Annotated in this window: 20 protein-coding genes, 3 pseudogenes and 1 riboswitch; of the genes and pseudogenes, 7 read left to right on the top strand and 16 right to left on the bottom strand. The window is 71.0% G+C overall.

The features are described from left to right. Positions 1-247 precede the first annotated feature (247 nt). Both ACWD5D_RS43255 and ACWD5D_RS43250 read left to right on the top strand, forming a co-directional pair. Positions 248-931, top strand: a complete 684-nt coding sequence (locus ACWD5D_RS43255) for a MerR family transcriptional regulator (RefSeq protein WP_451378258.1) — start codon at positions 248-250, stop codon at positions 929-931. Positions 932-1,064: 133 nt separating this feature from the next. Next, positions 1,065-2,631: pseudogene (locus tag ACWD5D_RS43250) on the top strand (DNA polymerase IV). On the opposite strand, the gene ACWD5D_RS43245 reads toward ACWD5D_RS43250, so the two are convergent. Continuing rightward, entirely contained in the window at positions 2,553-2,924 is a 372-nt protein-coding gene (locus ACWD5D_RS43245) for a PRC-barrel domain-containing protein (RefSeq protein ID WP_451378257.1), read from the bottom strand. The pseudogene ACWD5D_RS43250 and the gene ACWD5D_RS43245 overlap by 79 nt on opposite strands. Positions 2,925-3,043: 119 nt before the next feature. After that, a riboswitch (glycine riboswitch) is annotated at positions 3,044-3,137 on the top strand. Positions 3,138-3,312: 175 nt separating this feature from the next. On the opposite strand from ACWD5D_RS43245, the gene gcvP reads away from it, so the two are divergent. Beyond that, entirely contained in the window at positions 3,313-6,198 is a 2,886-nt protein-coding gene (gcvP, locus tag ACWD5D_RS43240; RefSeq protein WP_451378256.1) for an aminomethyl-transferring glycine dehydrogenase, read from the top strand. A gap of 119 nt (positions 6,199-6,317) precedes the next feature. On the opposite strand, the gene ACWD5D_RS43235 is transcribed toward gcvP, so the two are convergent. From ACWD5D_RS43235 to modA, 4 genes are read right to left on the bottom strand one after another with little or no spacing between them, the layout of a single operon-like run. Continuing rightward, the gene (locus tag ACWD5D_RS43235; RefSeq protein ID WP_451378255.1) at positions 6,318-6,737 is read right to left on the bottom strand and encodes a TOBE domain-containing protein; all 420 of its coding nucleotides are present in this window, start codon (positions 6,735-6,737) and stop codon (positions 6,318-6,320) included. Between the two features lie 28 nt (positions 6,738-6,765). Then, positions 6,766-7,971: an ABC transporter ATP-binding protein gene (locus ACWD5D_RS43230; protein WP_451378254.1), complete on the bottom strand. Its 1,206-nt coding sequence runs from the start codon at positions 7,969-7,971 to the stop codon at positions 6,766-6,768. Beyond that, complete coding sequence (gene modB / locus ACWD5D_RS43225) at positions 7,968-8,825, bottom strand: molybdate ABC transporter permease subunit (protein WP_451378253.1); 858 nt, start codon at positions 8,823-8,825, stop codon at positions 7,968-7,970. Before modB ends, ACWD5D_RS43230 begins: the two co-directional genes overlap by 4 nt. Further along, complete coding sequence (gene modA / locus ACWD5D_RS43220; RefSeq protein ID WP_451378252.1) at positions 8,822-9,649, bottom strand: molybdate ABC transporter substrate-binding protein; 828 nt, start codon at positions 9,647-9,649, stop codon at positions 8,822-8,824. The genes modB and modA overlap by 4 nt, the downstream gene beginning before the upstream one ends. Positions 9,650-9,852: 203 nt before the next feature. Between modA and ACWD5D_RS43215 the strand changes: the two genes are divergently transcribed. Continuing rightward, the gene (locus tag ACWD5D_RS43215; RefSeq protein WP_451378251.1) at positions 9,853-10,341 is read left to right on the top strand and encodes a molybdopterin-dependent oxidoreductase; all 489 of its coding nucleotides are present in this window, start codon (positions 9,853-9,855) and stop codon (positions 10,339-10,341) included. Here ACWD5D_RS43215 and ACWD5D_RS43210 read toward each other — a convergent pair. The 7 genes and pseudogenes from ACWD5D_RS43210 to ACWD5D_RS43180 form a co-directional block, all read right to left on the bottom strand. Further along, positions 10,256-10,803, bottom strand: a pseudogene (locus tag ACWD5D_RS43210) (molybdopterin cofactor-binding domain-containing protein); the annotation flags it as partial. The gene ACWD5D_RS43215 and the pseudogene ACWD5D_RS43210 overlap by 86 nt on opposite strands. A 140-nt stretch (positions 10,804-10,943) precedes the next feature. Further along, a complete protein-coding gene (locus ACWD5D_RS43205) occupies positions 10,944-11,339 on the bottom strand; it encodes a TOBE domain-containing protein (RefSeq protein ID WP_451378250.1) in 396 nt (131 codons plus the stop codon). A 118-nt stretch (positions 11,340-11,457) separates the two neighbouring features. Continuing rightward, positions 11,458-13,428 carry an amino acid transporter gene (locus tag ACWD5D_RS43200; protein ID WP_451378249.1) on the bottom strand — a complete coding sequence of 657 codons (1,971 nt, stop codon included), beginning with the start codon at positions 13,426-13,428 and terminating at the stop codon, positions 11,458-11,460. A 501-nt stretch (positions 13,429-13,929) separates the two neighbouring features. Further along, positions 13,930-14,487 (bottom strand): hypothetical protein, encoded by a 558-nt coding sequence (locus ACWD5D_RS43195; RefSeq protein WP_451378248.1) that lies wholly within the window; start codon positions 14,485-14,487, stop codon positions 13,930-13,932. Between the two features lie 173 nt (positions 14,488-14,660). Then, positions 14,661-15,191: a universal stress protein gene (locus tag ACWD5D_RS43190; protein ID WP_451378247.1), complete on the bottom strand. Its 531-nt coding sequence runs from the start codon at positions 15,189-15,191 to the stop codon at positions 14,661-14,663. 325 nt (positions 15,192-15,516) lie between these two features. Then, on the bottom strand, positions 15,517-15,723 hold the full coding sequence (locus ACWD5D_RS43185; protein ID WP_451378266.1) for a DUF5999 family protein: 207 nt from the start codon (positions 15,721-15,723) through the stop codon (positions 15,517-15,519). A 321-nt stretch (positions 15,724-16,044) separates the two neighbouring features. Continuing rightward, the gene (locus ACWD5D_RS43180) at positions 16,045-16,629 is read right to left on the bottom strand and encodes a hypothetical protein (protein WP_451378246.1); all 585 of its coding nucleotides are present in this window, start codon (positions 16,627-16,629) and stop codon (positions 16,045-16,047) included. A 577-nt stretch (positions 16,630-17,206) separates the two neighbouring features. Here ACWD5D_RS43180 and ACWD5D_RS43175 point away from each other — a divergent pair. Both ACWD5D_RS43175 and ACWD5D_RS43170 read left to right on the top strand, forming a co-directional pair. Beyond that, positions 17,207-18,724: a glutamate--cysteine ligase gene (locus tag ACWD5D_RS43175; protein ID WP_451378245.1), complete on the top strand. Its 1,518-nt coding sequence runs from the start codon at positions 17,207-17,209 to the stop codon at positions 18,722-18,724. A 510-nt stretch (positions 18,725-19,234) separates the two neighbouring features. Continuing rightward, entirely contained in the window at positions 19,235-20,044 is an 810-nt protein-coding gene (locus ACWD5D_RS43170; RefSeq protein WP_451378265.1) for a CPBP family intramembrane glutamic endopeptidase, read from the top strand. Between the two features lie 16 nt (positions 20,045-20,060). Here ACWD5D_RS43170 and ACWD5D_RS43165 read toward each other — a convergent pair whose 3' ends face one another. From ACWD5D_RS43165 to ACWD5D_RS43150, 4 genes and pseudogenes are all read right to left on the bottom strand, one after another. Then, positions 20,061-20,873 (bottom strand): PhzF family phenazine biosynthesis protein, encoded by an 813-nt coding sequence (locus ACWD5D_RS43165; RefSeq protein WP_451378244.1) that lies wholly within the window; start codon positions 20,871-20,873, stop codon positions 20,061-20,063. 64 nt (positions 20,874-20,937) lie between these two features. After that, positions 20,938-21,495, bottom strand: coding sequence for a hypothetical protein (locus ACWD5D_RS43160; RefSeq protein WP_451378243.1), 558 nt, complete (start codon positions 21,493-21,495; stop codon positions 20,938-20,940). A 214-nt stretch (positions 21,496-21,709) separates the two neighbouring features. Next, a complete protein-coding gene (locus ACWD5D_RS43155; RefSeq protein WP_451378242.1) occupies positions 21,710-23,350 on the bottom strand; it encodes an IS1182 family transposase in 1,641 nt (546 codons plus the stop codon). A gap of 163 nt (positions 23,351-23,513) precedes the next feature. Next, a pseudogene (locus ACWD5D_RS43150) lies at positions 23,514-23,693 on the bottom strand (transposase); the annotation flags it as partial. Positions 23,694-23,769: 76 nt separating this feature from the next. On the opposite strand from ACWD5D_RS43150, the gene ACWD5D_RS43145 reads away from it, so the two are divergent. Continuing rightward, a complete protein-coding gene (locus ACWD5D_RS43145) occupies positions 23,770-25,089 on the top strand; it encodes an RNA-guided endonuclease InsQ/TnpB family protein (protein WP_451378241.1) in 1,320 nt (439 codons plus the stop codon). Positions 25,090-25,203 lie beyond the last annotated feature (114 nt).

The raw sequence follows: 25,203 nt of genomic DNA, 5'->3' as shown, positions 1-25,203 counted from the left end.
GCGCGGGCCGGGGTTTCGAACCGGCCGGTCGGCGGCTTGGCAGGGGGCCGGTGCGACGGCAATTGCCAGCGGCCCGTGAGAGCGTCCTACGCCTCCCTGCCATGGCATTCGGCTAGCCTTTCCCGCGGTGGGGCACGGAAAACCACTCCTAGGGTGATTATCACTCGGCGTGCCGAGTGTGGCGATCGTTGACGCGCCCCTGGTGACTGCCTACCGTCGAGAAGGCAGGTCAAGGACGGAGGTCGGCGTGAGCATCAGCGGCGACGGTACGGCTGGGGGTGCCCCGGGACGCGGTTTCGGGGAGAGCGGTCCGTACCCTCCCTCAGGCTCTCAGCTGCGTTCGAGCAGGGGGTACCCTCATCCCGCCGGCGCGGCCGATCATGCCCCGCAACGGCCGACGGTGGTGCCGAGCGGCGGAGGGGCGGCGTCCATGACATCCGAGCAGATCGGCTATCGCGGTCCCACGGCCTGCGCGGCGGCCGGCATCACCTACCGACAGCTCGACTACTGGGCCCGCACGGGTCTGGTCGAGCCCAGCGTACGGCCTGCCTACGGGTCGGGAACGCAGCGTCTGTACAGCTTCCGGGACGTCGTCGTTCTGAAGATCGTCAAGCGCTTCCTGGACACGGGTGTCTCGTTGCAGAACATCCGTACGACCGTCCAGCACCTCAGAGAACGCGGATTCCGCGACCTGGAGCGGATGACCCTCATGAGTGACGGGGCGACCGTCTACGAGTGCACCTCGCCGGACGAGGTGCATGCCCTGCTCCAGGGCGGTCAGGGAATCTTCGGCATCGCCGTCGGTGTGGTGTGGCGGGACGTGGAGAGCGCCCTCTCGCAGCTGCACGGCGAGCGCATCGACACCGGTGAGACGCTCATCGGGCAGAACCCCGCGGACGAACTGGCCAGACGGCGCAACCGGGCCGTCTGACAGCGCGGTCCGACGACGCCCCGCAGCGACCCACAGGGGCAGCGGGTCCGCATGGCCCGTGGGTATGTGTCGGCGGCGGGCCCGCGTGGTCAGCGGGTCTGTGTTGTCAGTGGCGTGGTGCAGCATCGGATATGTGAGAAACGCGCCCACGATCCTGCATCTCGACATGGATGCCTTCTTCGCCTCGGTGGAGCAGGCGTCCAAGCCGAGCCTGCGCGGGAAAGCCGTGATCGTGGGTGGTCTCGGGCCACGCGGTGTGGTGGCCACCGCGTCGTACGAGGCGCGGGTCTTCGGTGTCCACTCGGCGATGCCCATGGCCCAGGCGCGCCGGCTGGCCCCGAACGCCGCGTACCTGGTGCCGCGCTTCGCCCTCTACCGGTCGGTCAGCGAGCAGGTGATGGCGCTGCTGAGCGCGCTGTCGCCGCTGGTGGAGCCGCTGAGCCTGGACGAGGCGTTCGTGGACCTGGAGGCCGGGGAAACCGCCTGGGACGAGGAGTCGGCGCGGCTGGCCGGGACCAAGCTGCGCGCGGACATACGGGCGGCCACGGGGCTGACGGGGTCGGTGGGGCTCGCCGCCTCCAAGATGCTCGCGAAGATCGCCTCGGAGGAGGCCAAGCCCGACGGCCTCGTGCTCATCCGGCCCGGGACCGAGCGGGACCTGCTCGGACCGATGTCGGTGCGGACCCTGCCGGGGGTCGGGCCGGCCACCGGGGACCACTTGCGGCGGGCCGGGATCACCACCGTCGAGGAGCTGGCCGAGGCGGGCGAGGACGAACTGGTCCGGATGCTCGGCAAGGCGCACGGACACGCCCTGTACGCCATGGCGCTGGCGCGCGACGACCGGCCCGTGGTGGCCGAGCGGGAGGCCAAGTCGGTGTCGGTCGAGGACACCTACGACGTGGACATCCACGACCGGCTGCGGGTCGGGATGGAGGTGCAGCGGCTCGCCGACCGGTGCGTGGGGCGGCTGCGCGGGGCGGGCCTGTCCGGGCGCACCATCGTGCTGAAGGTGCGGAGGTACGACTTCTCGACACTGACCCGCTCCGAGACGCTCAGAGGCCCCACGGACGACCCGGCGGTGATCCGGGAGGCGGCCGCACGGCTGCTGGAGTCCGTGGACACCACGGGCGGGGTGCGGTTGCTCGGCGTGGGCGTCTCCGGGCTCGCCGACTACACGCAGGAGGACCTGTTCGCGCAGACGGCGGGCGCTCTGCGGCCCACCGAGCCGGAGGAGGCGGCTCCGGAGCCGGTGGAGGAGCCGCCGGAGCCCGCCGAGCGGCACTACAGTGCCGGACACGACGTCCGGCACGCCGAGTACGGGCACGGCTGGGTGCAGGGCAGCGGGCTGGGCCGGGTCACCGTGCGGTTCGAGACGCCGGACTCGGAGCCGGGGCGTGTACGGACGTTTCGGGTCGACGATCCTGACTTGGCGGGGGCGGATCCGCTGCCACTGGTGGGGGGTGGGGTGGAGACGGATGTTTAGGGGGGTGAAGGTCGGCAGCCGGGTGCGGGTGCGGGTGCGTGGGGGCCTGGCGTGCGGTTCCCCGCGCCTTGGGGGGCTGCGGCCAACGGAGTCGGCAAGGTTCCGGAGGCCTTTGTCAGCTCTGCTCCGTTCCGGTTCTCAGCTCTCCTCCGTTCCGGCCAGTTTGCCGAAGTCGTGGTCCGGGGGTGAGGGAGGGGCGCCCACGTCCAGGCCGTAGTGGTGGTAGAGCTGGAGTTCCTGCTCGGGGGAGAGGTGGCGGCCCACGCCGAAGTCGGGGGCGTCCTTGATGAGCGCGCGGTCGAAGGGGACTCTGAGGGTGCCCTCGATCAGCTCGCTGGGCTCCAGCGGGACGAAGGCGTCCCGGGAGAACAGACCGGTGCGTATGGCGGCCCACTCCGGCACACCTGTGGCGTCGTCGAGGTACACCTCGTCGATGGTGCCTATCTTGGTGCCATTGCGGTCGAACGCCTTGCGGCCGATCAGGTTGCGCGGATCGATGTCGGTCTGCACGGTCCCTCTCCCTCCACTTGGTCGCAACTCATCCGTAAGCACTACAAAAGAGCAGATTCAGGGAGGCGGCCACTCGAGGCCGCGAGCATTGACCTCGCTGGTAGTCTGACAACGGCTGCTGACCCCGTGCGGGAGAGTCCTCCGAGCAGTCGGAGGCGCCGAAGGAGCAACTCCTCCCCGGAATCTCTCAGGCCCCCGTACCGCACGGACGAGGTCACTCTGGAAAGCAGGGCGGGCGCCGACGGCTCCCGCTCTCACCGACGGTGAAAGCCGGGCCTTCAGTGTGCCCGGTGAAGCTCTCAGGTTTGAGATGACAGAGGGGGAGGCCGTCCGGGCACCCGCGCCGTGGTGCCCCTCGCAGGTCGCACAGACCAGGAGGCCTCCGCACATGACCGCCCATCGCATTCCGCTCTCCGAGCTCGAAGCGGGCACCCCCTTCGAGCAGCGCCACATCGGGCCCGACCCGGAGGCGCGGGCCAAGATGCTCGCGCACGTCGGCTACGGCTCGCTCGACGAGCTGACCGCCGCCGCGGTCCCGGATGTGATCAAGAACGCCGAGGCCCTGGACCTTCCGGGCGCCCGCACCGAGGCCGAGGTGCTCGCCGAGCTGCGCTCGCTCGCCGACCGCAACCAGGTGCTCGGCTCGATGATCGGGCTCGGCTACTACGGGACCTTCACGCCGCCCGTCATCCTGCGCAACGTCATGGAGAACCCCGCCTGGTACACGGCCTACACGCCGTACCAGCCGGAGATCTCCCAGGGCCGGCTGGAGGCCCTGCTGAACTTCCAGACGACGGTCGCCGACCTCACCGGCCTGCCGACCTCCGGTGCCTCCCTGCTCGACGAGGGCACGGCCGCCGCCGAGGCGATGGCGCTGTCCCGGCGCATGGGCAAGAACAAGAAGGGCCTGTTCCTGGTCGACGCGGACACGCTGCCGCAGACCGTCGCCGTCATAGAGACGCGTGCCGAGCCGACCGGTGTCGAGGTCGTCGTCGCCGACCTCAGCGAGGGCATCCCGGCCGACATCGCCGCCCGTGAGATCAACGGCGTGCTCCTGCAGTACCCGGGCGCCTCCGGTGCCGTGCGCGACCTCAAGCCGGTCATCGCCCAGGCGCACGAGCTCGGCGCCCTGGTCACGGTCGCCGCCGACCTGCTGGCGCTGACCCTGCTGACCTCGCCGGGCGAGCTGGGCGCGGACATCGCGGTCGGCACGACCCAGCGCTTCGGCGTGCCGATGGGCTTCGGCGGTCCGCACGCGGGCTACATGGCGGTGCACGAGAAGTTCGCCCGCAGCCTGCCCGGCCGCCTCGTGGGCGTCTCCGTCGACGCCGACGGCCACAAGGCCTACCGTCTCGCGCTGCAGACCCGTGAGCAGCACATCCGCCGTGAGAAGGCCACCAGCAACATCTGCACCGCGCAGGTGCTGCTCGCCGTCATGGCCGGCATGTACGCCGTCTACCACGGCCCGGAGGGCCTGCGGACCATCGCGTGGCGCACCCACCGCTACGCCACCCTCCTCGCCGAGGGTCTGAAGGCGGGCGGCGTCGAGATCGTCCACGGCGCCTACTTCGACACCCTCACCGCGCGCGTGCCCGGCCAGGCCGCCGAGGTCGTCGCCGCCGCCCTGGAGAACGGGGTGAACCTGCACCTCGTCGACGCCGACCACGTCTCTCTGGCCTGCGACGAGACCACCAACCGCGCCCAGCTGGCCGCCGTGTTCGCCGCCTTCGGTGTCGAGGGCGACGTCGAGGCGCTCGACGCGGGCGCCGCGGAGGCGCTGCCCGAGGCGCTCCTGCGCACCGACGACTACATGACCCACCCGGTCTTCCAGGAGCACCGCTCCGAGACCGCGATGCTGCGCTACCTGCGCAAGCTGGCCGATCGCGACTACGCGCTCGACCGCGGCATGATCCCGCTGGGCTCCTGCACCATGAAGCTCAACGCGACCACCGAGATGGAGCCGGTCACCTGGCCCGAGTTCGGCCAGCTGCACCCGTTCGTGCCCGCCGAGCAGGCCGAGGGCTACCTGACCCTCATCCGCGAGCTGGAGGAACGTCTCGCCGAGGTCACCGGGTACGACAAGGTCTCGCTGCAGCCGAACGCCGGTTCCCAGGGCGAGTTCGCCGGCCTGCTGGCCGTACGCGGCTACCACCGGGCCAACGGTGACGAGCAGCGCACCGTGTGCCTGATCCCGTCCTCCGCGCACGGCACCAACGCGGCCAGCGCCGTGATGGCCGGCATGAAGGTCGTCGTCGTGAAGACCGCCGAGGACGGCGAGATCGACGTCGAGGACCTGCGGGCGAAGATCGAGCAGTACCGCGACGAGCTTGCGGTCCTGATGATCACCTACCCGTCGACGCACGGCGTCTTCGAGGAGCACGTCGCCGACATCTGCGCCCAGGTCCACGAGGCCGGCGGCCAGGTCTACGTCGACGGCGCCAACCTCAACGCCCTGGTCGGCCTCGCCAAGCCCGGCCACTTCGGCGGCGACGTCTCGCACCTGAACCTGCACAAGACGTTCTGCATCCCGCACGGTGGCGGCGGCCCCGGCGTCGGCCCGGTCGCGGTCCGCTCGCACCTGGCGCCGTACCTGCCGAACCACCCGCTGCAGCCGTCCGCCGGCCCGGAGACGGGCGTGGGCCCGATCTCGGCGGCGCCCTGGGGCAGCGCGGGCATCCTGCCCATCTCCTGGGCGTACGTCCGTCTTATGGGCGGTGAGGGCCTCAAGCGGGCCACGCAGGTCGCCGTGCTCTCCGCGAACTACATCGCCAAGCGCCTGGAGCCGCACTTCCCGGTGCTCTACACCGGCCCCGGCAACCTGGTCGCGCACGAGTGCATCATCGACCTGCGCCCGCTGACCAAGGCGACCGGCGTGAGCGTGGACGACGTGGCCAAGCGCCTGATCGACTACGGCTTCCACGCGCCGACCATGTCCTTCCCGGTGGCCGGCACGCTGATGATCGAGCCGACCGAGTCCGAGGACCTGGGCGAGCTGGACCGGTTCTGCGACGCGATGATCGCCATCCGCGCGGAGATCGAGAAGGTCGGCGCGGGCGAGTGGCCGGCGGAGGACAACCCGCTGTACAACGCCCCGCACACGGCTCGCGCGCTCGGAGGCGAGTGGAAGCACGCCTACAGCCGCGACGAGGCCGTCTTCCCGGCCGGTGTCTCGGCCGCCGACAAGTACTGGCCGCCGGTGCGCCGCATCGACCAGGCCTTCGGCGACCGCAACCTGGTGTGCTCCTGCCCGCCGCTGGACGCGTACGAGGACTGAGTGACGTCGTACGCCCTCACGCGGACCTGCTGACGGCACTCTGAGGCCCCGCCCGGACACCCGGGCGGGGCCTCAGCCGTCTCCGGGCACCCGCGCTGGACCTCGGTGGAGTCCGCTGGTCAGGCGGTCGTCAGGGCCACCTCGGTCGACTTGATCAGGGCCACCACCGGGTCACCGGCCTTCAGCCCCAGGTCGTCAGCGGACTCGTGGGTGATGGAGGAGGTGAGGACGCCGCCGTCGACGGCCACCTTGACGGTGGCCATGGCGGCGCCGGAGGTGACCTCGCTGACGGTGCCCGGCAGCTGGTTGCGGATCGAGATGTGTTGCAGGGGCTGGGTGGCCAGGGACACCTCGGTCGACTTCACCAGAGCACGCACGGAGGTGCCCTCGGCGAGACCGAGGTCCCGGACGGCCTCCAGGGTGATCGCGGCGGTCAGGTCCTGGCCGCCGGACAGCCGGACCTTGACGGTCGCCATGACCTCGCCGGGGCGGACCGCCGTGACGGTGCCGGGAAGCTGGTTGCGGATACTCAGGGTCATGGCTCCACACCGTAGTGTGCGCGGGTCGTCACGCCGGGTATGCGTGCGTCTGCGTCGCCTTCACGGTCGCCCAGACCGATGTGCCCGGGTGCAGGTCGAGTTCGGCCGCCGCGACCGTGGTGAGGTCGGCGGCGAGCGGGAGTTCACCGGTCAGGTCGGCGCGGATCTGGTCGCCGTGCGTCTCCAGGCCGGCGACCTCGCAGCGCCACAGGTTGCGGGCGCTGGCGCCGGTGGGCCGGTCCCGGAAGAGCGTGACGGCGCCCGGCGGGAAGGCCACGAAGACTGGTCCGGACAGGTCTTCCGTGGTCGTGATCGAGGGCCCCGCGTCGAGCCGCACGGTGTGCCCCGCGGCCTGTCCCCGGTAGAGGTTGAGGCCGACGAGCTGGGCGATGTAGTCCGTGCGCGGACGGCGGGCGATGTCCGAGGGGGAGCCCTCCTGCACGATCCGGCCGTGCTCGACGACCACCAGCCGGTCGGCGAGCACCATGGCGTCCAGCGGATCGTGCGTGACCAGCACGGCGACCGCCTCGAACTCGGCGAGGTGGCGGCGCAGTTGGGCGCGGACCTCCAGGCGGGTACGGGCGTCCAGGGCCGCGAGCGGCTCGTCCAGGAGCAGCAGCCGGGGCCGGGTGGCCAGCGCCCGGGCGAGCGCGACGCGCTGGGCCTGGCCGCCGGAGAGGCGGCGGGGCTTGGCGCCGGCGTGGTCGGCGAGCCCCATCCGGTCCAGCCAGGTTGCTGCCTGGGCCCGTGCCTCGGTCTTGCCGAGGCCCTGGCAGCGCGGTCCGAAGGCCACGTTGTCCAGCGCGGACAGGTGCGGGAAGAGCAGGTAGTCCTGGAAGACCACGCCGACCGGGCGGGACTCCGGCGGGGTGCGCTCCAGCGAGGTGCCGTCGAGGTGGAGATGGCCGTCGCTGAGCGGTGTGAGACCGGCGAGGGCGCGCAGGGCGGTGGTCTTGCCGGCGCCGTTGGGGCCCAGCAGCGCGACGACGTCCCCGGGGGCGGCGGTGAGGGCTATGTCCAGGCGGAAGGCGGCGCGGTCGACGACGAGGTGCGCGTCCAGGCCGTCCGCGGACGGCCGGCCCTCGGCAGGCTCGGGCTTCCCGCCCGCGGCACCGGTGCGGGTTTCGTCGCCCCGTGCGGGTGGCCCTTGTGGGAGTTCGGCGCCGTCGGAGCCTGAGGGCCGCCCGTGGAGCGACTCGGTGCCGTCGGCGGCGGGGGGGCGGGAGTTCGTCATGAGGTGGTCATCCAACGGTCTCGCAAGCCCGCCAGCACCGCGATCGACACGGCCAGAAGGATCAGGCTGAGCGCGATGGCGGCCTCGGGGTCGTTCTGCAGGGCGAGGTAGACCGCGAGGGGCATCGTCTGGGTACGGCCGGGGAAGTTGCCGGCGAAGGTGATCGTCGCGCCGAACTCGCCGAGCGCGCGGGCCCAGGCCAGGACGGCCCCCGCGGCGATGCCGGGGGCGACGAGCGGCAGGGTGACCCGGCGGAACGCGGTGAAGCGGGAGGCGCCGAGTGTGGTGGCCGCCTCCTCGAAGCGGGGGTCGGCGGCCCGCAGGGTGCCCTCGACGCTGATGACCAGGAAGGGCATCGCGACGAACGCCTCGGCGATCACGACCCCGGTGGTGGTGAACGGCAGGGTGATCCCGAACCAGGCGTCCAGCCACTGGCCGACGACCCCGTTGCGACCGAGGGCGAGCAGCAGCGCGACACCGCCGACCACCGGCGGCAGCACCAGCGGCAGGGTCACCAGGGCACGGACGAGACCGCGCCCGGGGAACTCCGTGCGGGCCAGCAGCCAGGCCAGCGGCACCCCGAGGACGAGGCTGACCGCGGTGGCCGCGGTGGCGCTGACCAGGGACAGCTGGAGCGCCTGCCACACCTCGGTGCTGGTCAGCTGGTCCGGGAGGCTGCGCCAGGGGGCGCGCAGCAGCAGGGCCAGCAGGGGGAGCAGCAGGAAGGCGAGGGCCACCACGCCCGGCACGAGCAGTGGCAGCGGCACCCCGCGCCGGCTCCTGCGGACACGGCGGCGCCGCGGCCCACCCGTGCGGGGGCCGGCCGCGGCGCCGGGCTTGTCGAGCGAGGTCACGGCTTGAGGAAGCCGGCCTCGGTCAGCACCTTCTGGCCCTCGGCGGACTGCACGAGAGCGATGAAGGCCTTGGCCGCCTGGGCGTTGGGCGCGTTCTTCAGCAGGGCGATCGGGTAGTCGTTGATCGCCTGGGTCGACTCGGGGAACTCCACGCCCTCCACCTTGCCACCCGCGGCCTTCACATCGGTCTTGTAGACCACCGCGGCGTCGGCCTCCTTCAGCTCGACCTTGGTCAGGGCGCTCTTGACGTCCTGCTCGTAGGAGACCGGGGTGAGCTTGACCTTGCCGGCGTCCAGCGCCTTCTGCGCGGCGGCGCCGCAGGGCACTGTCTTGTCGCACAGGACAACCTTGAGGCCGGACTTGGTGAGGTCCTTCAGGGAGGAGACCTTGTCGGGGTTGCCCGGGAGGGTCGCGATCTCCAACTGGTTGCGGACGAACGTGGCCGGGGTGCCGAGGGCGTCGCTCTTGGCCGTCACGATCTTCATCGTCTTGGGGCTGGCCGCGGCGAAGACGTCCGCCGGGGCGCCTCCGGTGATGTTCGCGGCGAGGGTGTCGCTGCCGCCGAAGTTGAAGCTGACCTTCGTGCCGGGGTGCTGCCGCTCGAACTCCTTGCCCAGGGTCGTGAAGCTCTCCTTGAGCGAGGCGGCGGCGAACACGGTGACCGTGCCCGACAGCTTGGCGGCGCCGGCGGAAGGCGAGTCGGACGTGCCGGACTTGGTGTTCGAGGAGTCGTCGGAGGACGAGCAGGCGCTCAGGGCCAGCACCGCGGCGGCTCCCACGCCGGCCAGCCGCAGTATCCGGGTCCGGCGCATGGAACGGGTCATCACGTGTCTACTCCTCGGAATCTGTGGAACAGCTGTCGCGCCCTTCCAGGGCCGGAATCCGGCCCGCGGCGACAATACTGCCGCATTTGCAAGACATAAGACACCTGTAACATCGCATGAGCTGGGCTGTTCTCGGTTTGGGCTGGCATATGCGTTTGTACGAAGATGCTGTGCGGGTAGGCTCCAGCCGGAGGTGGTCGCAGGTGACGCTCGCCCACATCGCGCTGGCCGGCGATCTGGCCCGGCCCGCCCGGCTGACCGTGCCGGACCTGCTCCGCTGGCCGCAGCACGGGGCCGACGTCAGCTTCGAGTGCGCCACCAGCGGCATGCGGCACCACCGGTTCACCGGCCCGCGCCTGTACGACGTGCTGGCCGGCGCGGGCCCCGGCTTCGACCCGGCCCGGCGCAAGGACCGGCTGCGCTTCCTCATCGCCGTCACCGGCACCGACGGCCACCACGCCGTGCTGTCCTGGGCCGAGATCGACCCCGACTTCGCCGACGCCCCCGTGCTGCTCGCCGTCACGATCGACGGCACCCCGCTGGACGCGACCGGCCCTCAACTGGTGCTCCCGCAGGACCGCTGCGGCGCCCGGCACATCAGCGGGATCACCGCGATCCGGGTGGACGGGGGCTACCGTTTCTGCGCTCCAGCGCCGGCCACACCCGGCCGCGCGTCAGCGGCAGCTCCGTGAACCGCGGCCCCGTCGCGTCCCGCAGCGCGTCGGCGAGGGCCGGGGCCACCGGGTTGAAGGGGCTCTCGCTCATCGAGTTGGCGCCCAGCGGCCCGATCGCGTCGGCGGTCTTTATGAAGTGCACCTCGGTGCGCGGTACATCGGCGTACTGGGGCAGCCGGTCGCGGCGGAAGGCGGCCGTGTCGACCGCGCCCCGCTCGTCGAGCCGTACCTCTTCGAAGAGGGTGGCGCCGAGCGCCTGCGCGACTCCGCCCTCGACCTGCCCCCTGCACTGCGGAACCAGTGCGCGTTGAAGGCGACCGAGCGCGGGGTGCCGCCGAAGTGCCCGTCGGCGGCGAGGTCCAGGCCGACCGCCCGGGAGGCGGCGTACAGCTCCTTCAGCAGCAGCCTTCCTCCCGGGTGCAGCACGGCCTCCTCCGCGAGCCGGCAGTCGGAGCGCGGGACGCCGAGATGCGCGGCGGCGACAGCGCATCGAGCACGTCACCGGCCGGGACCTGTCGCGGCCGCGCGACCGCCTCGACCTGCGGGGCGGCGCTGCTGTGCCGGTGAGGGTGGCGCGACGGCGCCGGACCCGGTGCGTCGCCGGGTCCGCCGGTACGGACTCAGACGCGGTCGATGTGCACGTTCGTGGACTTCACGCGCGCGGTGGCCTCCATGCCGACCTCCAGGCCCAGTTCCTCGACGGCCTCCCGGGTCAGCAGCGAGACCAGCCGGTGCGGGCCGGCCTGGATCTCCACCTGGGCGGCGACGTCGCCGAGCTTGATGGCGGTGACGATGCCGGGGAAGGCGTTGCGGACGGAGGTGTAGGAGGCGTCCTCCTCACCGCTGCCGGTCTGGGCCAGTTCGACCGAGAAGGCGGCCAGGTCCGTGCCGGCGATCAGACGCCGCCCGGACTCGTCGCGGTGCGTGGCCACCCGGCCGGCGTCGGCCCAGCGCCGGGCCGTGTCCGGGCTCACGCCGAGCAACCGCGCGGCCTGGCCGATGGTGTAGGACTGCATGCCCGTCACGATAGATCGCGCGGCCCCGAACCATGGACACGGGGGCGCGTCGGGTACGGCGCGCCATGGCGTCGGCGTGCGGGCGAGGCGGCCCGCACGCCGACGGAGCCGGTGGTGCTCAGCCGGTGTGGACGCGGGGACGGCGGGAGCGGTCCGGTTCCGCCTCGCGCAGCACCTCGCGGGTGACCGGGGCGACCTCGCCCTGCCCGAAGAGGAAGAAGCGCAGGAAGTTGGCGAACGGGTTGCCCTCGGTCCACTCGAAGTAGATATGCGGGGTGCAGTTGGTCATGTCCCGCACGTGCAGGAGGAGCGCCGCCAGGGCGTTGGGGATGGAGGCGGACTCCAGGGTCAGGACGCGGTAGCGGTTGTGCAGGACCTCACCGCGCACGGTCAGACCGGCCTCGAACTCGGAGGGGTCGGTCACCGTGACCTCGACGAAGACGAAGTCCTCCTGCTCGGGCATCTCGTTGTCGGCGCGGATCTGCTCGATCTTGTCGCGGTACTCGGCCTTGTCACGCCGGTCGGGTTCGTTCGCGATGAACCGGATCTTGCGGCTGGCCATGTCCCGGACGAATCGTTCCGCCATCGGATCCATGGACACGCTGGTCACGCGCAGCTCGAAGGCACGGGCCAGCCGGGACAGCAGCGAGACCATGATGATGCCGACGATGAAGCAGGCACCGATCTTCACACCGTCGGGGCGCTCGATCACGTTCACGACGGTCGTGTACAGGAACACCACGGCGATGATCCCGAACGTGATGGTCAAGCCGCGCTGGTTCGCCTTGTGAGCGGCGATGGTCACCGCGATCGCCGCGGAGCTGATCAGCACCAGCACACCCGTGGCGTAGGCGCCGCCCTGCGCGTCGACGTTGGCGTCGAAGATCCAGGTGACCAGGAAGGCGACCAGGGTGAAGACGATGACCATGGGGCGGACGGCACGCGCCCAGTGCGGGGCCATGCCGTAGCGCGGGAGGTAGCGCGGCATCAGGTTGAGCAGACCCGCCATGGCGGAGGCGCCGGCGAACCAGAGGATGGCGATGGTCGAGACGTCGTAGACCGTGCCGAAGGCGTTGCCGAGGTACTCGTGCGCGAGGAAGGCGAGCGCGCGGCCGTTCGCCTGGCCGCCGGTCTTGAACTCGTCCGCCGGGATCAGCAGCGTGGTGATGAAGCTGGTGGTGATCAGAAAGGCGCTCATGATCAGGGCGGCCGTGGTCAGCAGCTTCTTGGTGTCCCGGATCCGGCCGGTCGGGCGCTCCTCGGTGTCGCTGTCGTCGCCCTTGACGTGCGGCATGACGGCGACACCGGTCTCGAAGCCGGACAGACCGAGTGCGAGCTTCGGGAACACGACCAGAGCCACGCCGATCATGACGAACACGTTGCCGTGTTGCGTGGTCAGGGCGCTGGACCAGTCGGTGATCACGTGCCCGGCGGTGACGACGTGGTACAGGCCGACGATCACGACGACGACGTTGAGCGCGAGGTAGGTGCCGACCAGGGCGGTGGCGACGCCGATGGCCTCCAGGAAGCCCTTGAGGAACACCGCGCCGAGCAGCGCCACCAGGAACAGCGTGATCACCATCTGGTGGCCGTGCAGGGTGCTGGTCAGATGCGGGTTCTCCACCAGGTGGGTGGAGGCGTCGGCGGCCGACAGGGTGATGGTGATGAGGAAGTCGGTGGCCGCGAATCCCAGCAGGGTCAGGACGAACAGCTTGCCCTGCCAGAAGGACAGCAGCCGCTCCAGCATGGCGATGGAACCCTCGCCGTGCGGGCTCTCCTCGGCCACGCGGCGGTAGACCGGAAGGGCTCCGGCCAGGGTGACTATCACGAGCACGATCGTCGCGATCGGCGACAGCAGACCGGCCGCCAGGGCGGCGATGCCCGGCTGGTAACCGAGGGTCGAGAAGTAGTCGACACCCGTCAGACACATCACCCGCCACCAGCGCTGGGGGTGGTGCCCCGGCGTCGGTTCGGTGTGGGGTCCCACCTGGCCGCCGGCCTTGCCCATGTCGGAGAGCCCCTCCAGCATCCACGTGCGCAGACGACTGGGGGGGTGCTCGGTACTGGGCGGGTGTTCGGTCGTGGCCATCGGCGTGCTCCTGGTGTGCGGCTCAGCTGGTTGCGGGCCATCACACGGACGGCGGCAACAGCGTAAGCGGAGAGTGACGCCTGGGCCCTCGGATCCGGGGGCGGTGGGCATCAATCTTGCGTTAAGAATGGCCCGACGGAAGGAGGTGGCACGTCAAGAATCGAAGGCCCGGAGCCCGGCGGGGAGCGGCGGGCAGTAAGGGGAGCGGCGCCCGCGCATCCCCGCGCGGACACCGAGCGTCATCTCGTACGACACCCTCCCCATGCTGCCTCGGGCGGCGTGGATCCGCAGCCGCAGAAGGGTTCCTTCGGATGCCGGTGGTGGGCACGGGTGGGGCGTAGGTCATCAGTGCGGCGGCCCGGTACGGGTGGCGCTCGAGCATGATGCGGGCAGGCCCGGCACGGGGCGAGGGGCAACTGCTGAAAGGCCGGCCACGCCCGGAGGTCCGCTCTTGATCAACTACCGACGGCTGCGTGTCACCGACGTGGTGGCCGAGTACATCTAGCGCATGCCCGAAGTCCTGAAGACCGCCAGGGCCGTCTCGCGGTCGATGCGCGCGGCGAGGTGGCGCAGGGCGGTGTTGCCGGCGAGCAGGGTGTCGGCCGCCTCCGAGCGGCGGGAGCCCTCGGCGAGGCGGTACCAGAGTTCGGGGTTGCCGATGAGCACCTCGGGGTCGATCTCGACCCGGGCACCGAGACAGTCGCGCAGGATCAGCCGCTGCGAGACTCCGCCCAGTGGGAGGACCGCGACCAGCAGGTCGGTACGGACCCGGTGGCTGCGCAGCAGGCGCCGCGAGGCCATCCAGCCCTCTCCGGCGCAGACGCGTGCGGGGAACAGTACGAGGAAGAGGGCCAGCGCGAGCGCCAGCCACAGGGCGCAGCGCCACCAGGACAGGCTGCCGGCCGCCCGGTCGACGCACAGGAGCATGCCGAGCAGCCCGGCCGCGCAACCGACCGCGGTGCGCAGGCCCGCGGCGAAGTGCCGGTCGCACACGACGGGGCCGGAGCCGTGCGGGCGTACGGCCGGCGTGCGGGCGCGTGTGTCGTCGCGATGCTCCATGGGACCGACGGTAGGGAGAGGCGGGAGGCACGGCGCGCGGTCGTATCGCTCCTTGACGGTTCTCTGACGAGGTGCCGGCGGGTCTTTACGCGCTCGCAGCGCCGGGTGCGGTGAGCCGGGTGCGGTGAGTCGTGGCACCGGCCCTGCCTCGGCTCCCGGCACCGGACCTTGCTTCAAAGGTCGCGGGTGTCCATGCGCAGGTGCCAGGTGTTGCGCCGGTGGACGGCCACCAGGTCGGACTCCAGCGGCGACGGCGGTACCGCGAGGACGGGGCAGGCGGCGTGGGCGAGGCAGTGCCGGGACACCCGGCCCGAGAAGGCGCGGTGCAGGCCGCGCCGGCCGGCGCCGACGACGAGCAGGTCGCTGTCCTGGTTCGCGATCGCCACCAGCGCCCTGCCCGTCGCGCCGCGGGCGACGAGGGCGTGCATGGGAACCCCTGGGCCGTCCTCGCCGAAGATCTCGTCGAGCACCGCGGCCAGCCGCTGCTTGGCGAGCCGTTGCCACTCCTCGACCAGCAGGGCGGAGCCGGCGCAGCGGCGCGCCGCCGGATCACCGCCGGGCGGCTCCCACGCCAGCACCGGCCAGAGTTCGGCTCCGAGACGCCGGGCCAGCGCGGCGGCCCGGCGCAGGGCCGTGACGCTGCCCAGGGAGCCGCTCACGCCGACCACCACCCGGGCGGTCGCGGAGGCGTCGCGACCGGACATGACACCACCGTTCCTCACGGGTGCCCGCGGGCGACTCCCGCGGGCGAGCCTGCTTGAGGGGCTTTCTCCCATCCCACTCCCGTGCGGGCGATTCGACCAGCCGACGGGACGATTTCTGTCAGGTCCGCGGCACCGCTCGGCCGGATGCCGCGGACCTGACAGATCCGGACGGAGAGCGGGCGGGCCGCGCGGTGGCACACACACGGATGATCGTGCGGCTACGGGCGGTAGCCGGCGCCGGACACGCGTCGGGGCCGGTGCGCACCGTGTGTGCGGCCGGCCCCTCAGGTCACCGGGCGGCGCGACGGGCCGCCCGGGGTCGTGCTCAGGCCGCGGTCATCACGTGGTCCGCACCGAGCGGGCGGTGCGGCGCGATGACACGGCCGTCGGGCAGGAGCTCGCCGGTGTCCTCGAAGAGCAGGACGCCGTTGCACAGCAGACTCCATCCCTGCTCCGGGTGGTGCGCCAAGAGGCGGGCGGACTCCCGGTCGGCGGACTCGGCTGGCGGACACGGCGGCTGGTGCTGGCACATGGGTGGGATCTCTCGCTCTGTCGTGGTCATGGCCGTCCCCCGTGGTGATAAGTCGGTCGGAACCCAGTGTTGCCCTCTGGTCGTCGTTCCGCAGGGATTTCGCAGCACCGCTTCTCACCAGTTGAGGACGCATCACCCGCGTGGACGGTTCATTCCAACTGCACTGTCCCTTTGGGTGGTTCGCGGTGGCCGGATAGGGCTAGTCCGCTCGGCGGAGATCGCATTTCTGACTCGTAGGAGCGGGTAATTGCTCGTACGAGCGTGCGGGAAAAACGCGCGTACCCCGCTTCGCAGGTCGGAAGCGGGGTACGCGCATGTTGTTCAGGCCGGTGAGCCGAGCAGCGGGACGGGGGTCGCCCGATGGGTCAGTACGGGCAGCAACTCCGAGACCCGGCGCGGCCGGTGCGCGGAGATGCCGGGCGGTGCCGGAGCCAGCGGGATCAGCAGGTCGGTCGCGGCGGGATGCCCCTCGGCGGGATCGGCGGTGGCGTCCCCGTGCAGCCACAGCGTGAGCATGTAGAGGCCGGGCACCGACAGCAGACGTGGCTGGTAAGCCTGTTGCACCGCTTCCGCCTGCTGCAGCGCGCGCTCGGTGGAGGTGATGTAGGGGCCCTCGAAGAAGTGCGAGAAGGCCCAGCCGTCGGGTGTGAGCATGGTGTCCGCCGCGGCCACCGCGCGGTCCCCGCAACGGATGAGGAAGCGCCAGCCGGCCAGCCGGGTGGCGGACAGGCCCTGCGCCGTGATCCGGTCCAGCACATGTACCGGAAGCGGGAGTTCGGGCGACGCGGGTCCCTGTGCGGCGCGCAGGGACGGGGTTCGGGCCTCACGGACCGCGGTGGGGGAACCGAGGGCCGTGAGGACGGAGCGCAGTGCGGGCGCGGGGGCAGAGGGCACGTGCAGCGGCATGGTGGGTCGCCTCTCGTTCGACAGGCGCGGCGGCGCGAGGAGGGTGGGGCGGACGACGCTGTCTGCTCACAGGTGGCCTGAGTGGTGGGCCCGGGTGGTGTGCGTGGATGCGGCCGAGGTCTGCCGTCCGTCACTTTGACGGCAGGATCACGACAGGGACTCGGCAGCAGGAACCGACACCGGAGCGCCAACCGTAAGCCTTGTTCGCGGAGTTTATACGACACGTGTTCAGACGATGTTTCATCTACTGGATTCCAGTGGCCTGCGCAAGGGGTTATTCCGCCGCCGATTCACGGGAATCCTCCCGATTTTCGGTCGGGGTATGCGGGCTGACCTCGTAAAACGTCGTCATCGCGGTCGGCTGAATGTAGTCGGCGTTTTTCACGAGATGCTCTGGGAACCCGGGGACGCGTGGTGACGCATGCCCCGTGAATGTGCCCCCGGACACATTCCGGCAGAGTAGCGGCCAGCGGCACCGCGCGGGGCGTTATCGATCGCTTCCGCTGGGCATCATCCCACCTGACCCGGGACCCGGCGGCCGATTCCTCGGCCCGTCCATCCGAGGAGGGACACTTCGATGGGGGAGAAGGTCGTGGCGGGGCAGTTCGACCTGTCCGATCGCCAGCGCTACCGCGAAAAGCTCCGAGAGTGCTTGGCGGGACTGGAGAGACTGCTGGGCGAGAGGCGGTTCGACCGCCCCAAGAACCTCATGGGGCTCGAGATCGAATTGAATCTCGCGGGCGCCGACGGTTCGGCGAGAATGCTGAACGGACAGGTGTTGGAACGCATCGCGAGCCGTGATTTCCAGACAGAACTCGCCATGTTCAACCTGGAAGTAAACATAGCCCCACACCGGCTGGGAGGAAGGGTATTCGACCAGCTCGCCGAGGAACTGCGCACATCTCTCGCGTACGCCCACCGGAAGGCCGGCGAGGTGGACGCCGGGATCGTGATGATCGGCATTCTGCCCACGCTCGACCGTGACGACCTGGTCTCCGCGAACCTCTCCGAGGTGGACCGCTACACCCTGCTCAACGACCAGATCGTGGCCGCCCGGGGAGAGGACTTCCGGCTCGACATCGAGGGCGTCGAGCATCTGCTCTGCACCTCGAAGTCGATCGTCCCCGAGGCCGCGTGCACGTCCGTGCAGCTGCACCTCCAGGTCACGCCCGGCCGCTTCGCCGACGTGTGGAACGCGGCGCAGGTGGCGTCCGCCGCGCAGATCGCCCTCGGCGCCAACTCGCCCTTCCTGTTCGGGCGGGAACTGTGGCGCGAGTCCCGGCCGCCGCTGTTCCTGCAGGCCACCGACACCCGCCCGCCCGAACTCCAGGCGCAGGGCGTCCGGCCGCGCACCTGGTTCGGCGAGCGCTGGATCACGTCCGTGCACGACCTCTTCGAGGAGAATCTGCGCTTCTTCCCCGCGCTGCTGCCGATCTGCGACGAGGAGGAGCCGCTGGAGGTGCTCGACGCGGGCGGCGTGCCCCGGCTCGCCGAACTCGTCCTGCACAACGGCACGGTGTACCGGTGGAACCGGCCCGTCTACGACATCGCGGACGGCGTCCCGCACCTGCGCGTCGAGAACAGGGTGCTGCCCGCCGGGCCCACCGTCACCGACGTCATCGCCAACGCGGCCTTCTACTACGGCCTGGTGCGTGCCCTGGCGGAGGAAGCGCGTCCAGTGTGGAGCCGGCTGTCCTTCCAGGCGGCCGAGGCCAACTTCGACGCGGCCTGCCGCCACGGCATCGACGCACGGTTCGTCTGGCCAAGGCGCGGGCGGTACGGCGGTACGGGTGAGGTCGACGCGGTCACCCTGGTCCGCGACGAGCTGCTGCCGCTGGCCTCCGCCGGGCTGGACGCGTGGGGGGTCGAGGCCGCCGACCGCGATCTCTACCTGGGCGTCATAGAGGAGCGGTGCCGCCGGCGGGTCAACGGGGCGTCCTGGCAGGCGGCGACCTTCCACCGCGCCCTGGAGCAGGGAATGAGCCGCGACACCGCCCTGGCCGCGACGACACGACGCTACGCCGAGCTGATGCATGCCGGGGAGCCGGTGCACACCTGGCCGGTGGGACCGCCGGAGACGGTGCCGCTGGGGTGAGGGCCTAGGGGGTGGAGGGGACCGGGGGACCGGGCGGCCGAGCGCCGGGGGTCCGAGCGCGGTGGGGCTGAGCGGCGTGGGGCTGAGCGGCGAGGAGCTGAGCGGCGAGGAGCTGAGCGGCGAGGGTGCGGAGCCGCAGTGGGGTGGAGTGCCGCGGTGGCCGCAGGTCCGGACCGTGGGGGGAGGGAGTTGCATGGGGTTGCCGGGTTGCCGGGTTGCCGGGTTGCCGGGCTGCGGGACTGCCGGACTGCCGGACTGCCGGGCTGGCGACTGCCGGACTGCCGGGCTGCGGGTGGTCGGGCCTGTGTGTCGTTGCGGCGGGGCGGCGGGGCGATGTGCGGGACAGGGGCGGGGTGGGTGATCGGGGCGATGTGCGGGACAGGGGCGGGGTGGGTGATCGGGGTGGCGTGGGGTTCCTCGGCGGTCCGGTGGGCGGGGCTCCGGGAGGGTTCTGCGATGCTTGCGGGAGGTAGGTGAGGCAGGGGGCCGGTGAGCCGCCTGACGGTTGGAGTGCAGGTGGAGGCTGACCCGGTGGCCGAGTCCATTCCGTCCATGACGCGGGAGAGGATTCCGCGGCGATGGCTGCGGGACGAGACGTTGCTCGTGCTGGCGCTCTCGCTCGGGGCGAGCGGAGTGTCCGCGCTGATCAGCTTCATCGGCTCGGTCACCAAGCCGGGCGGCCTCAAGGACCAGGCGGCCACGCTGAACGCCTCGGCCGCGCCGGGCCGCCCCTGGCTCGACCTGACCTGGCAGCTCTTCGGCATCGCCACCGCACTGGTCCCCGTCGCCCTCGTCGCCCACCTGCTGCTGCGCGAGGGCGAGAGTCTGCGCACGCTCGGCTTCGACCGCACCCGCCCCTGGCCCGACCTGGCCCGGGGCGCGGGCATCGCGGCCGTCATCGGCAGCGCCGGCATCGCCTTCTACCTCGCCGCCCGCGGCCTCGGCTTCAACCTCACCGTGGTGCCCGAGGCACTGCCCGACGTGTGGTGGAAGTTCCCGGTCCTGATCCTCTCCGCGCTGCAGAACGCGATCCTCGAAGAGGTCATCGTCGTCGGCTATCTGCTGCGCAGACTGGGGCAGTTGGGGTGGACCCCGGGGACCGCGCTGGTGGCAAGCGCGGTCCTGCGCGGCTCGTACCACCTCTACCAGGGCATCGGCGGCTTCATCGGCAACATGGTCATGGGCGTGGTGTTCGTCTGGCTGTACCGCCGCTGGGGCCGGGTCGGCCCGCTGGTCGTCGCGCACTCCCTGCTCGACATCGGCGCGTTCGTCGGCTACGCCCTGCTCGCGGGCAAGGTGGGCTGGCTGCCCACGGCCTGAGGACCGGTCCGCCCTCTCAGGCGAGCAGGTCGCCCTCGATGACCGTCACCGCGCGGCCGACGAGCAGAGTGCGCTGGCCGCGCAGCCCCGTGCGGACCAGGCCGGTGCGACGGGAGGCCTGGAGTCCGGTCAGGTCGTCGCGGCCGAGACGGGCCGACCAGAACGGGGCCAGCGCGGTGTGGGCGCTGCCGGTGACCGGGTCCTCGTCGATGCCGACGTTCGGGAAGAAGCAGCGGGAGACGAAGTCGTAGCCCCGTGCGGGGTCCTCGGCGCGGGCGGTGGCGATGATGCCGCGCGTGGAGTAGGCGGCCAGGGCCTTGTGGTCCGGAGCGAGGCTTCGCACGGTCTTCTCGTCCGCCAGCTCCACCAGCAGGTCGCCGACCTGGGAGCCGGTGTCGTACGCGACCACGGGCTCGGCGCCCAGCGCGCCGGCGACCCCCGCGGGGACCTCGACGGGGGTGAGCGGGGCGGTCGGGAAGTCCAGGGTGATCGAGCCGTCCGCGCCGGGCGTGGCGACGAGGACGCCGCTGCGGGTCGCGAACCGCACCGGTCCCTCGTGGGCGCCGGTGGCGTGCAGGACGTGCGCCGTGGCGAGCGTGGCGTGTCCGCACATCGCCACCTCGGCGGCGGGCGTGAACCAGCGCAGGGCCCAGTCCGCATCGCCGCCCTCCGGCAGCCGGTGCGCGAACGCGGTCTCGGCGTGGTTGACCTCCATGGCGACGTTCTGGAGCCAGTCGTCGTCCGGGAAGCCGGCGTCAAGGATCAGGACGCCGGCCGGGTTGCCGGCGAAGGGGCGGTCGGTGAAGGCGTCGACGATTCGGATGCGCATGGCGCCGACGCTAGAGCCGCGACGGGACACGGGCCAACGCCAATTCAGGAGTGCTGGACCCTTTTCAGGAGTGCAGGCCCCTTTCACGGCCTACTGTCCCGGCGCTCCCGGCGCTCCCGGCGCTCCCGGCGCTCCCGGCGCTCCCGGCGCCCCCTGCGGTCCCTGTGATCCCGGTCGTCCTGACGGCCCCGAGCCACGGGGCGAGCTGGGCCACGCCGAACGCCACCTCCACGAGGAGGAACGGCCACAGCACCCCCGGCCCGCCGTGCGCGAGCGCGTACGCCTGCCACAGGGCGAACAGGGCGCGGGCGACGCCGTCGAGGAGACCGTGCAGCGGCAGCGGCCGTACGACACGCAGGAGGGACCAGACGACCACGACCGAGCCCATGAGGGTGGCGTAGAGGGTCTCGATCGGGGTGAGCGCGGGCATGCCACCCAGCCCGGCCGCGTCACCGGCCGCCGACAGCAGGCGATGCACCAGGGCGTACGTCCACGGCGTCGCGAAGCCGGCGGTGACGACGAGGTCGTACCAGCCGCTGGCACGCACGAGGCGCAGGTAGCCGGGGCGAGAAGGGCGAGAAGGGGTGGACGGAGGCGAAAGCGTGGGCAGGGACAGGGGCATGGCGGGCTCCTGAGGCGAGGTCGGTTCCGGCCCGTTCACGCTAGACAGCGGAGTACGCTCCAAGGTCAAGTCCGGCGATCGGCAGGGGAGTCATGCGCATCGGGGAACTGGCCGCGCGGGCAGGTCTGTCCAAGGACGCCGTCCGGTTCTACCTCTGATCTTGCGCAGTGCTCCGCCCTTCGGGACTCTGCTGAGGATGTCGCGAATTGGGTTGTCAGGTGGCGAGTATGAGGGCTTCGAAGCGGGAGGTGCGGGTGCCGGTCAGCCATCGGTCGATGCGGATGATGTTGAGTGCGGTGGCGGCGAAGACGTGGCCGAGACGGGTCGTGGCCAGGTTGCGGTAGCGGGTGCGGCGCAGGCCGGTGACGCGGACAGCCTGGGAGATCGTGCCCTCGACGTCGGCCCGGATCGCATAGCGGGCCTTCCACTCGTCGGTGTCCTGGGCCTGGCGGACGGCTTCGAGGGCCTCGTGGCGCTCGCCCGGGAGAAAGGTGATGCCCCTGCCCCGGCGGCCGGACGGGGGCTTGGTGCACTGCGCCTGTTTCGGGCCGGGGCGGCAGTGCTCGGCGGAGAAGAACACTTTGAGCACCGGGGTGCCGTTGCGGTGGTGTTTCTGCTCCCACCACTCGAAACTGAGGTGCCCGCCCGGGCAGACGGCGCTCTCGGTATCCCAGTCGATGGTGAAGTCGGCGCGGGAGAAGCCCTGGTCCTGCCGGGACTGGCGACTGCTGTCGTGCGGAGCTGGTCCCAGCAGTTCCATGCCCCGCTCGGTCGCGGTCACGAACAGGGCGGCGGTGGTGTAACCGGCATCCACGACGTGCACGTCCGGTAGCAACTCCCGCTCGGCGAGCGTCTGGTGGACCGGTTCGGTCATCTCGGTGTCGGCCACTACCGCGTCGGTGGTGGACACCTGGGTGATCAGGTGTGGTGCGTCCGGTTCGCAGGTTTCCGTGAGGTGCGTCTTGTAGCCGGTCCACCCGGAGCCGCGCTTGATCCCGTAGCGGGCGTCGGTGTCGTAGGGCGAGCACAAGCGGTGATGAACCGGCGGGAGGTCCTTGCCCTCCCGCCAACGCAACCCCCTCTCGTCGCGGTGATACTGCTGGACCCAGGAGTGCCGCAGCACCTGCACTGCGTCGATCTCATGCAGCCAGGCGGGGGCCGAGGGGGCGTAGACCGCTTCCAGCAGGAAGAACCCGTCCCGGCCGACCTGCTGGGACCACTGCTCACGGACCTCTTCGCCCTTGGGGAAGCGGTAGTCGTCCACGCGCGGCCCGTAGCGCTCGGCCCACTCGGCGGGGACCAGGCCAGACAGCCACCCCGAGGCCGCGACCGCCAGCGCCTCCAGCGTGGCCCGCAGCGTCTCGCCGACGAACTCCATCCGGTTCAGTGTCCGCACCGCTGCCAGGACATGCGTGGAATCGGTCCGCTGCAGACCGCCGGCCTTCAGCAGACCCAGCGCGCGCAGGCGCTCCAGCACCAACTCCAGCGTCTTCTGCTCCAGCCCGTGCTTGACCAGGCGAGAGCGGAACAAGCTCAGAACAGAGGGATCGAACCCGGGATCATCCAGCTCTAGGCCGAGCAGAAACTTCCAGTCCATCCGGGCCCGCACCTGGTCGGCGGCCTGCCGGTCGGTCAGCCCCTCCGCGTACTGCAACACCGACACCAGCGTCAAAGGCCCCGGCGAGACGGCAGGACGCCTCCGGAGAGGGAACGCCCCTGCGAATGCCTCGTCCTCAAACAGTGAGCCCAACGCCTCCCGGATCCGCACCGCGAGCGTCCCCTTCGGGAAGGCCGTCCGAACCACCCTGGCCGTCAGCTCCGGCACTCCCTGATCAGCCCGCGGCTCCAGTGACATCCTTCTCGGCCCTCCCACCCACGACCCCAACAACCACGGAGGACCAACGACACAGACCCTGCTCGAAACACGCTTTCCTCAGCAGAGTCCTTCGGGGCGGTGGTGAAGCGCATCTCAAGAGTGTTCTGACCTCGGGCGTGGGCATGGGTCCGTGCTGTTGACCTCAGCTCACGGGGCGCTGCTGCCGCTCGATGTACTGCTTCACGACCGTGAGCGGCGCTCCTCTGCATGAGCCTGCGAAGTAGGAGCCGGACCAGAAGTGGCCGCCCCACAGGTGGCGGCGGACGTGTGTGTCGTACTCCTTGCGCAGCAGCCGGGCGGAGACGCCCTTGAGGCTGTTGACCCGAGATGGCCGGTGCGAGCGTCGGGATTTGGGGTCCATCGAGGCGACATAGACCAACAGTAGTATGGTGATCACCATGAGTGAAAACACCTTGGTGAAGCGGCAATTCGGGCATCGTGCCCGGCTTGCACTGTTGCCTGCCGGGGTGTCGAAGGCAGATGAGCAGGCGCACGCGGCCCGCACGATGTGGAATCTGCTGCACGCCTGGTGGCAGATGATGCCGAAGGACAAGCGCACGCTTGCGAATGCCGATGCCGCGATCCGGCAGGCCCGCAAGGACCTTGAATTCCTCGCCGTCCTGCCCGCGCAGGCTGCGCAAGCGGTGCTGAAGACGTACGTCCAGGCGTGGCGGAACTGCTGGGACGGCCGCGCCGAGGCGCCGAACTTCAAGTCCCGTATCCGGTCCGTGATGTCCGTGGACGTCCCGCAGGGCCGCGACCTGAACATCGTCCGCGTGCACCGCCGATGGGGCATGGTCAACCTGCCCAAGATCGGCCGGGTCCGGTTCCGCTGGACCAAGAACCTCCCCGTCGGCAAGCATGCCGATTCCGAAAACCGGATCACCGGCGCCCGCTTGGTGAAGGACGCACTCGGCTGGCACATCGCCTTCCGTGCTCAGACCCTCGAACCCGCCCCGGAGTCTCACCAGGGACCAGAGGTCGGCATCGATGTCGGCGTCACCCTGCCACTCGCCCTGTCCAGCGGCGACCACCAGGACCACGGCCGCCCCGCCCGCCACCCGGACGGCACCGCCGACCGGGACAAGTGGCTCACCTCGAAGGAGAAAGCCAGGCTGCTGCGCCTGGAACGCCAAGCAGCGCACCGCAAGAGCTTCCGCAAACGGGGCGAGAAGACCTCCCGCCGCTTGCAGCACACCTACGACCAGATCAGGCAGCTCCGCGCAAAAGCCACGCGCCGCGCCCTTGACTGGCAGCACCGGACCACCACCTACCTCGCCCGCACATACGGCACGGTCGTGGTCGAAGCACTCGCCATCACGAACATGGTCAAGTCTGCGAAGGGCACCGTCGAAGAACCAGGCAAGAACGTCAGGCAGAAGGCCGGTCTCAACCGCTCCATCAGCCAGGAGGCATGGGGGCGCACGGTCACGATCCTGACGTACAAACTTGCCCAGCGCGGCGGCACCCTGCACAAGGTCCCGGCCCCCGGCACCTCCCTGCGCTGCTCGGCGTGCGGCTTCACCACGCCGGGCAGCCGGGAGGGCCAGGCCACGTTCGTATGCAAGAACCCGGACTGCGGCTTCGAGGCGAACGCCGACTGGAACGCAGCCCGCAACATCTTGCACCTGTACCGGATCGGCCACGTGGCGATCCCGGCTGCCGGAAGGTGCAGTCGTCAGGCGCGCAAACGCGTCAAGCCCACCACCGCAAGGTAGGCAGGAATCTCCCGGCTTCAGGACTCCGTTGGGAAATCCGCAAAACGGTTGCGTGCCTGTGGTTTCAGGCGGCGAGTTCGAGGCGGGCCAGGTGGGAGGTTCTGATCTTGCCGA

Source organism: Streptomyces sp. NPDC002520, assembly GCF_053595235.1.
This window is presented reverse-complemented; position numbering and strand designations above follow the sequence as displayed.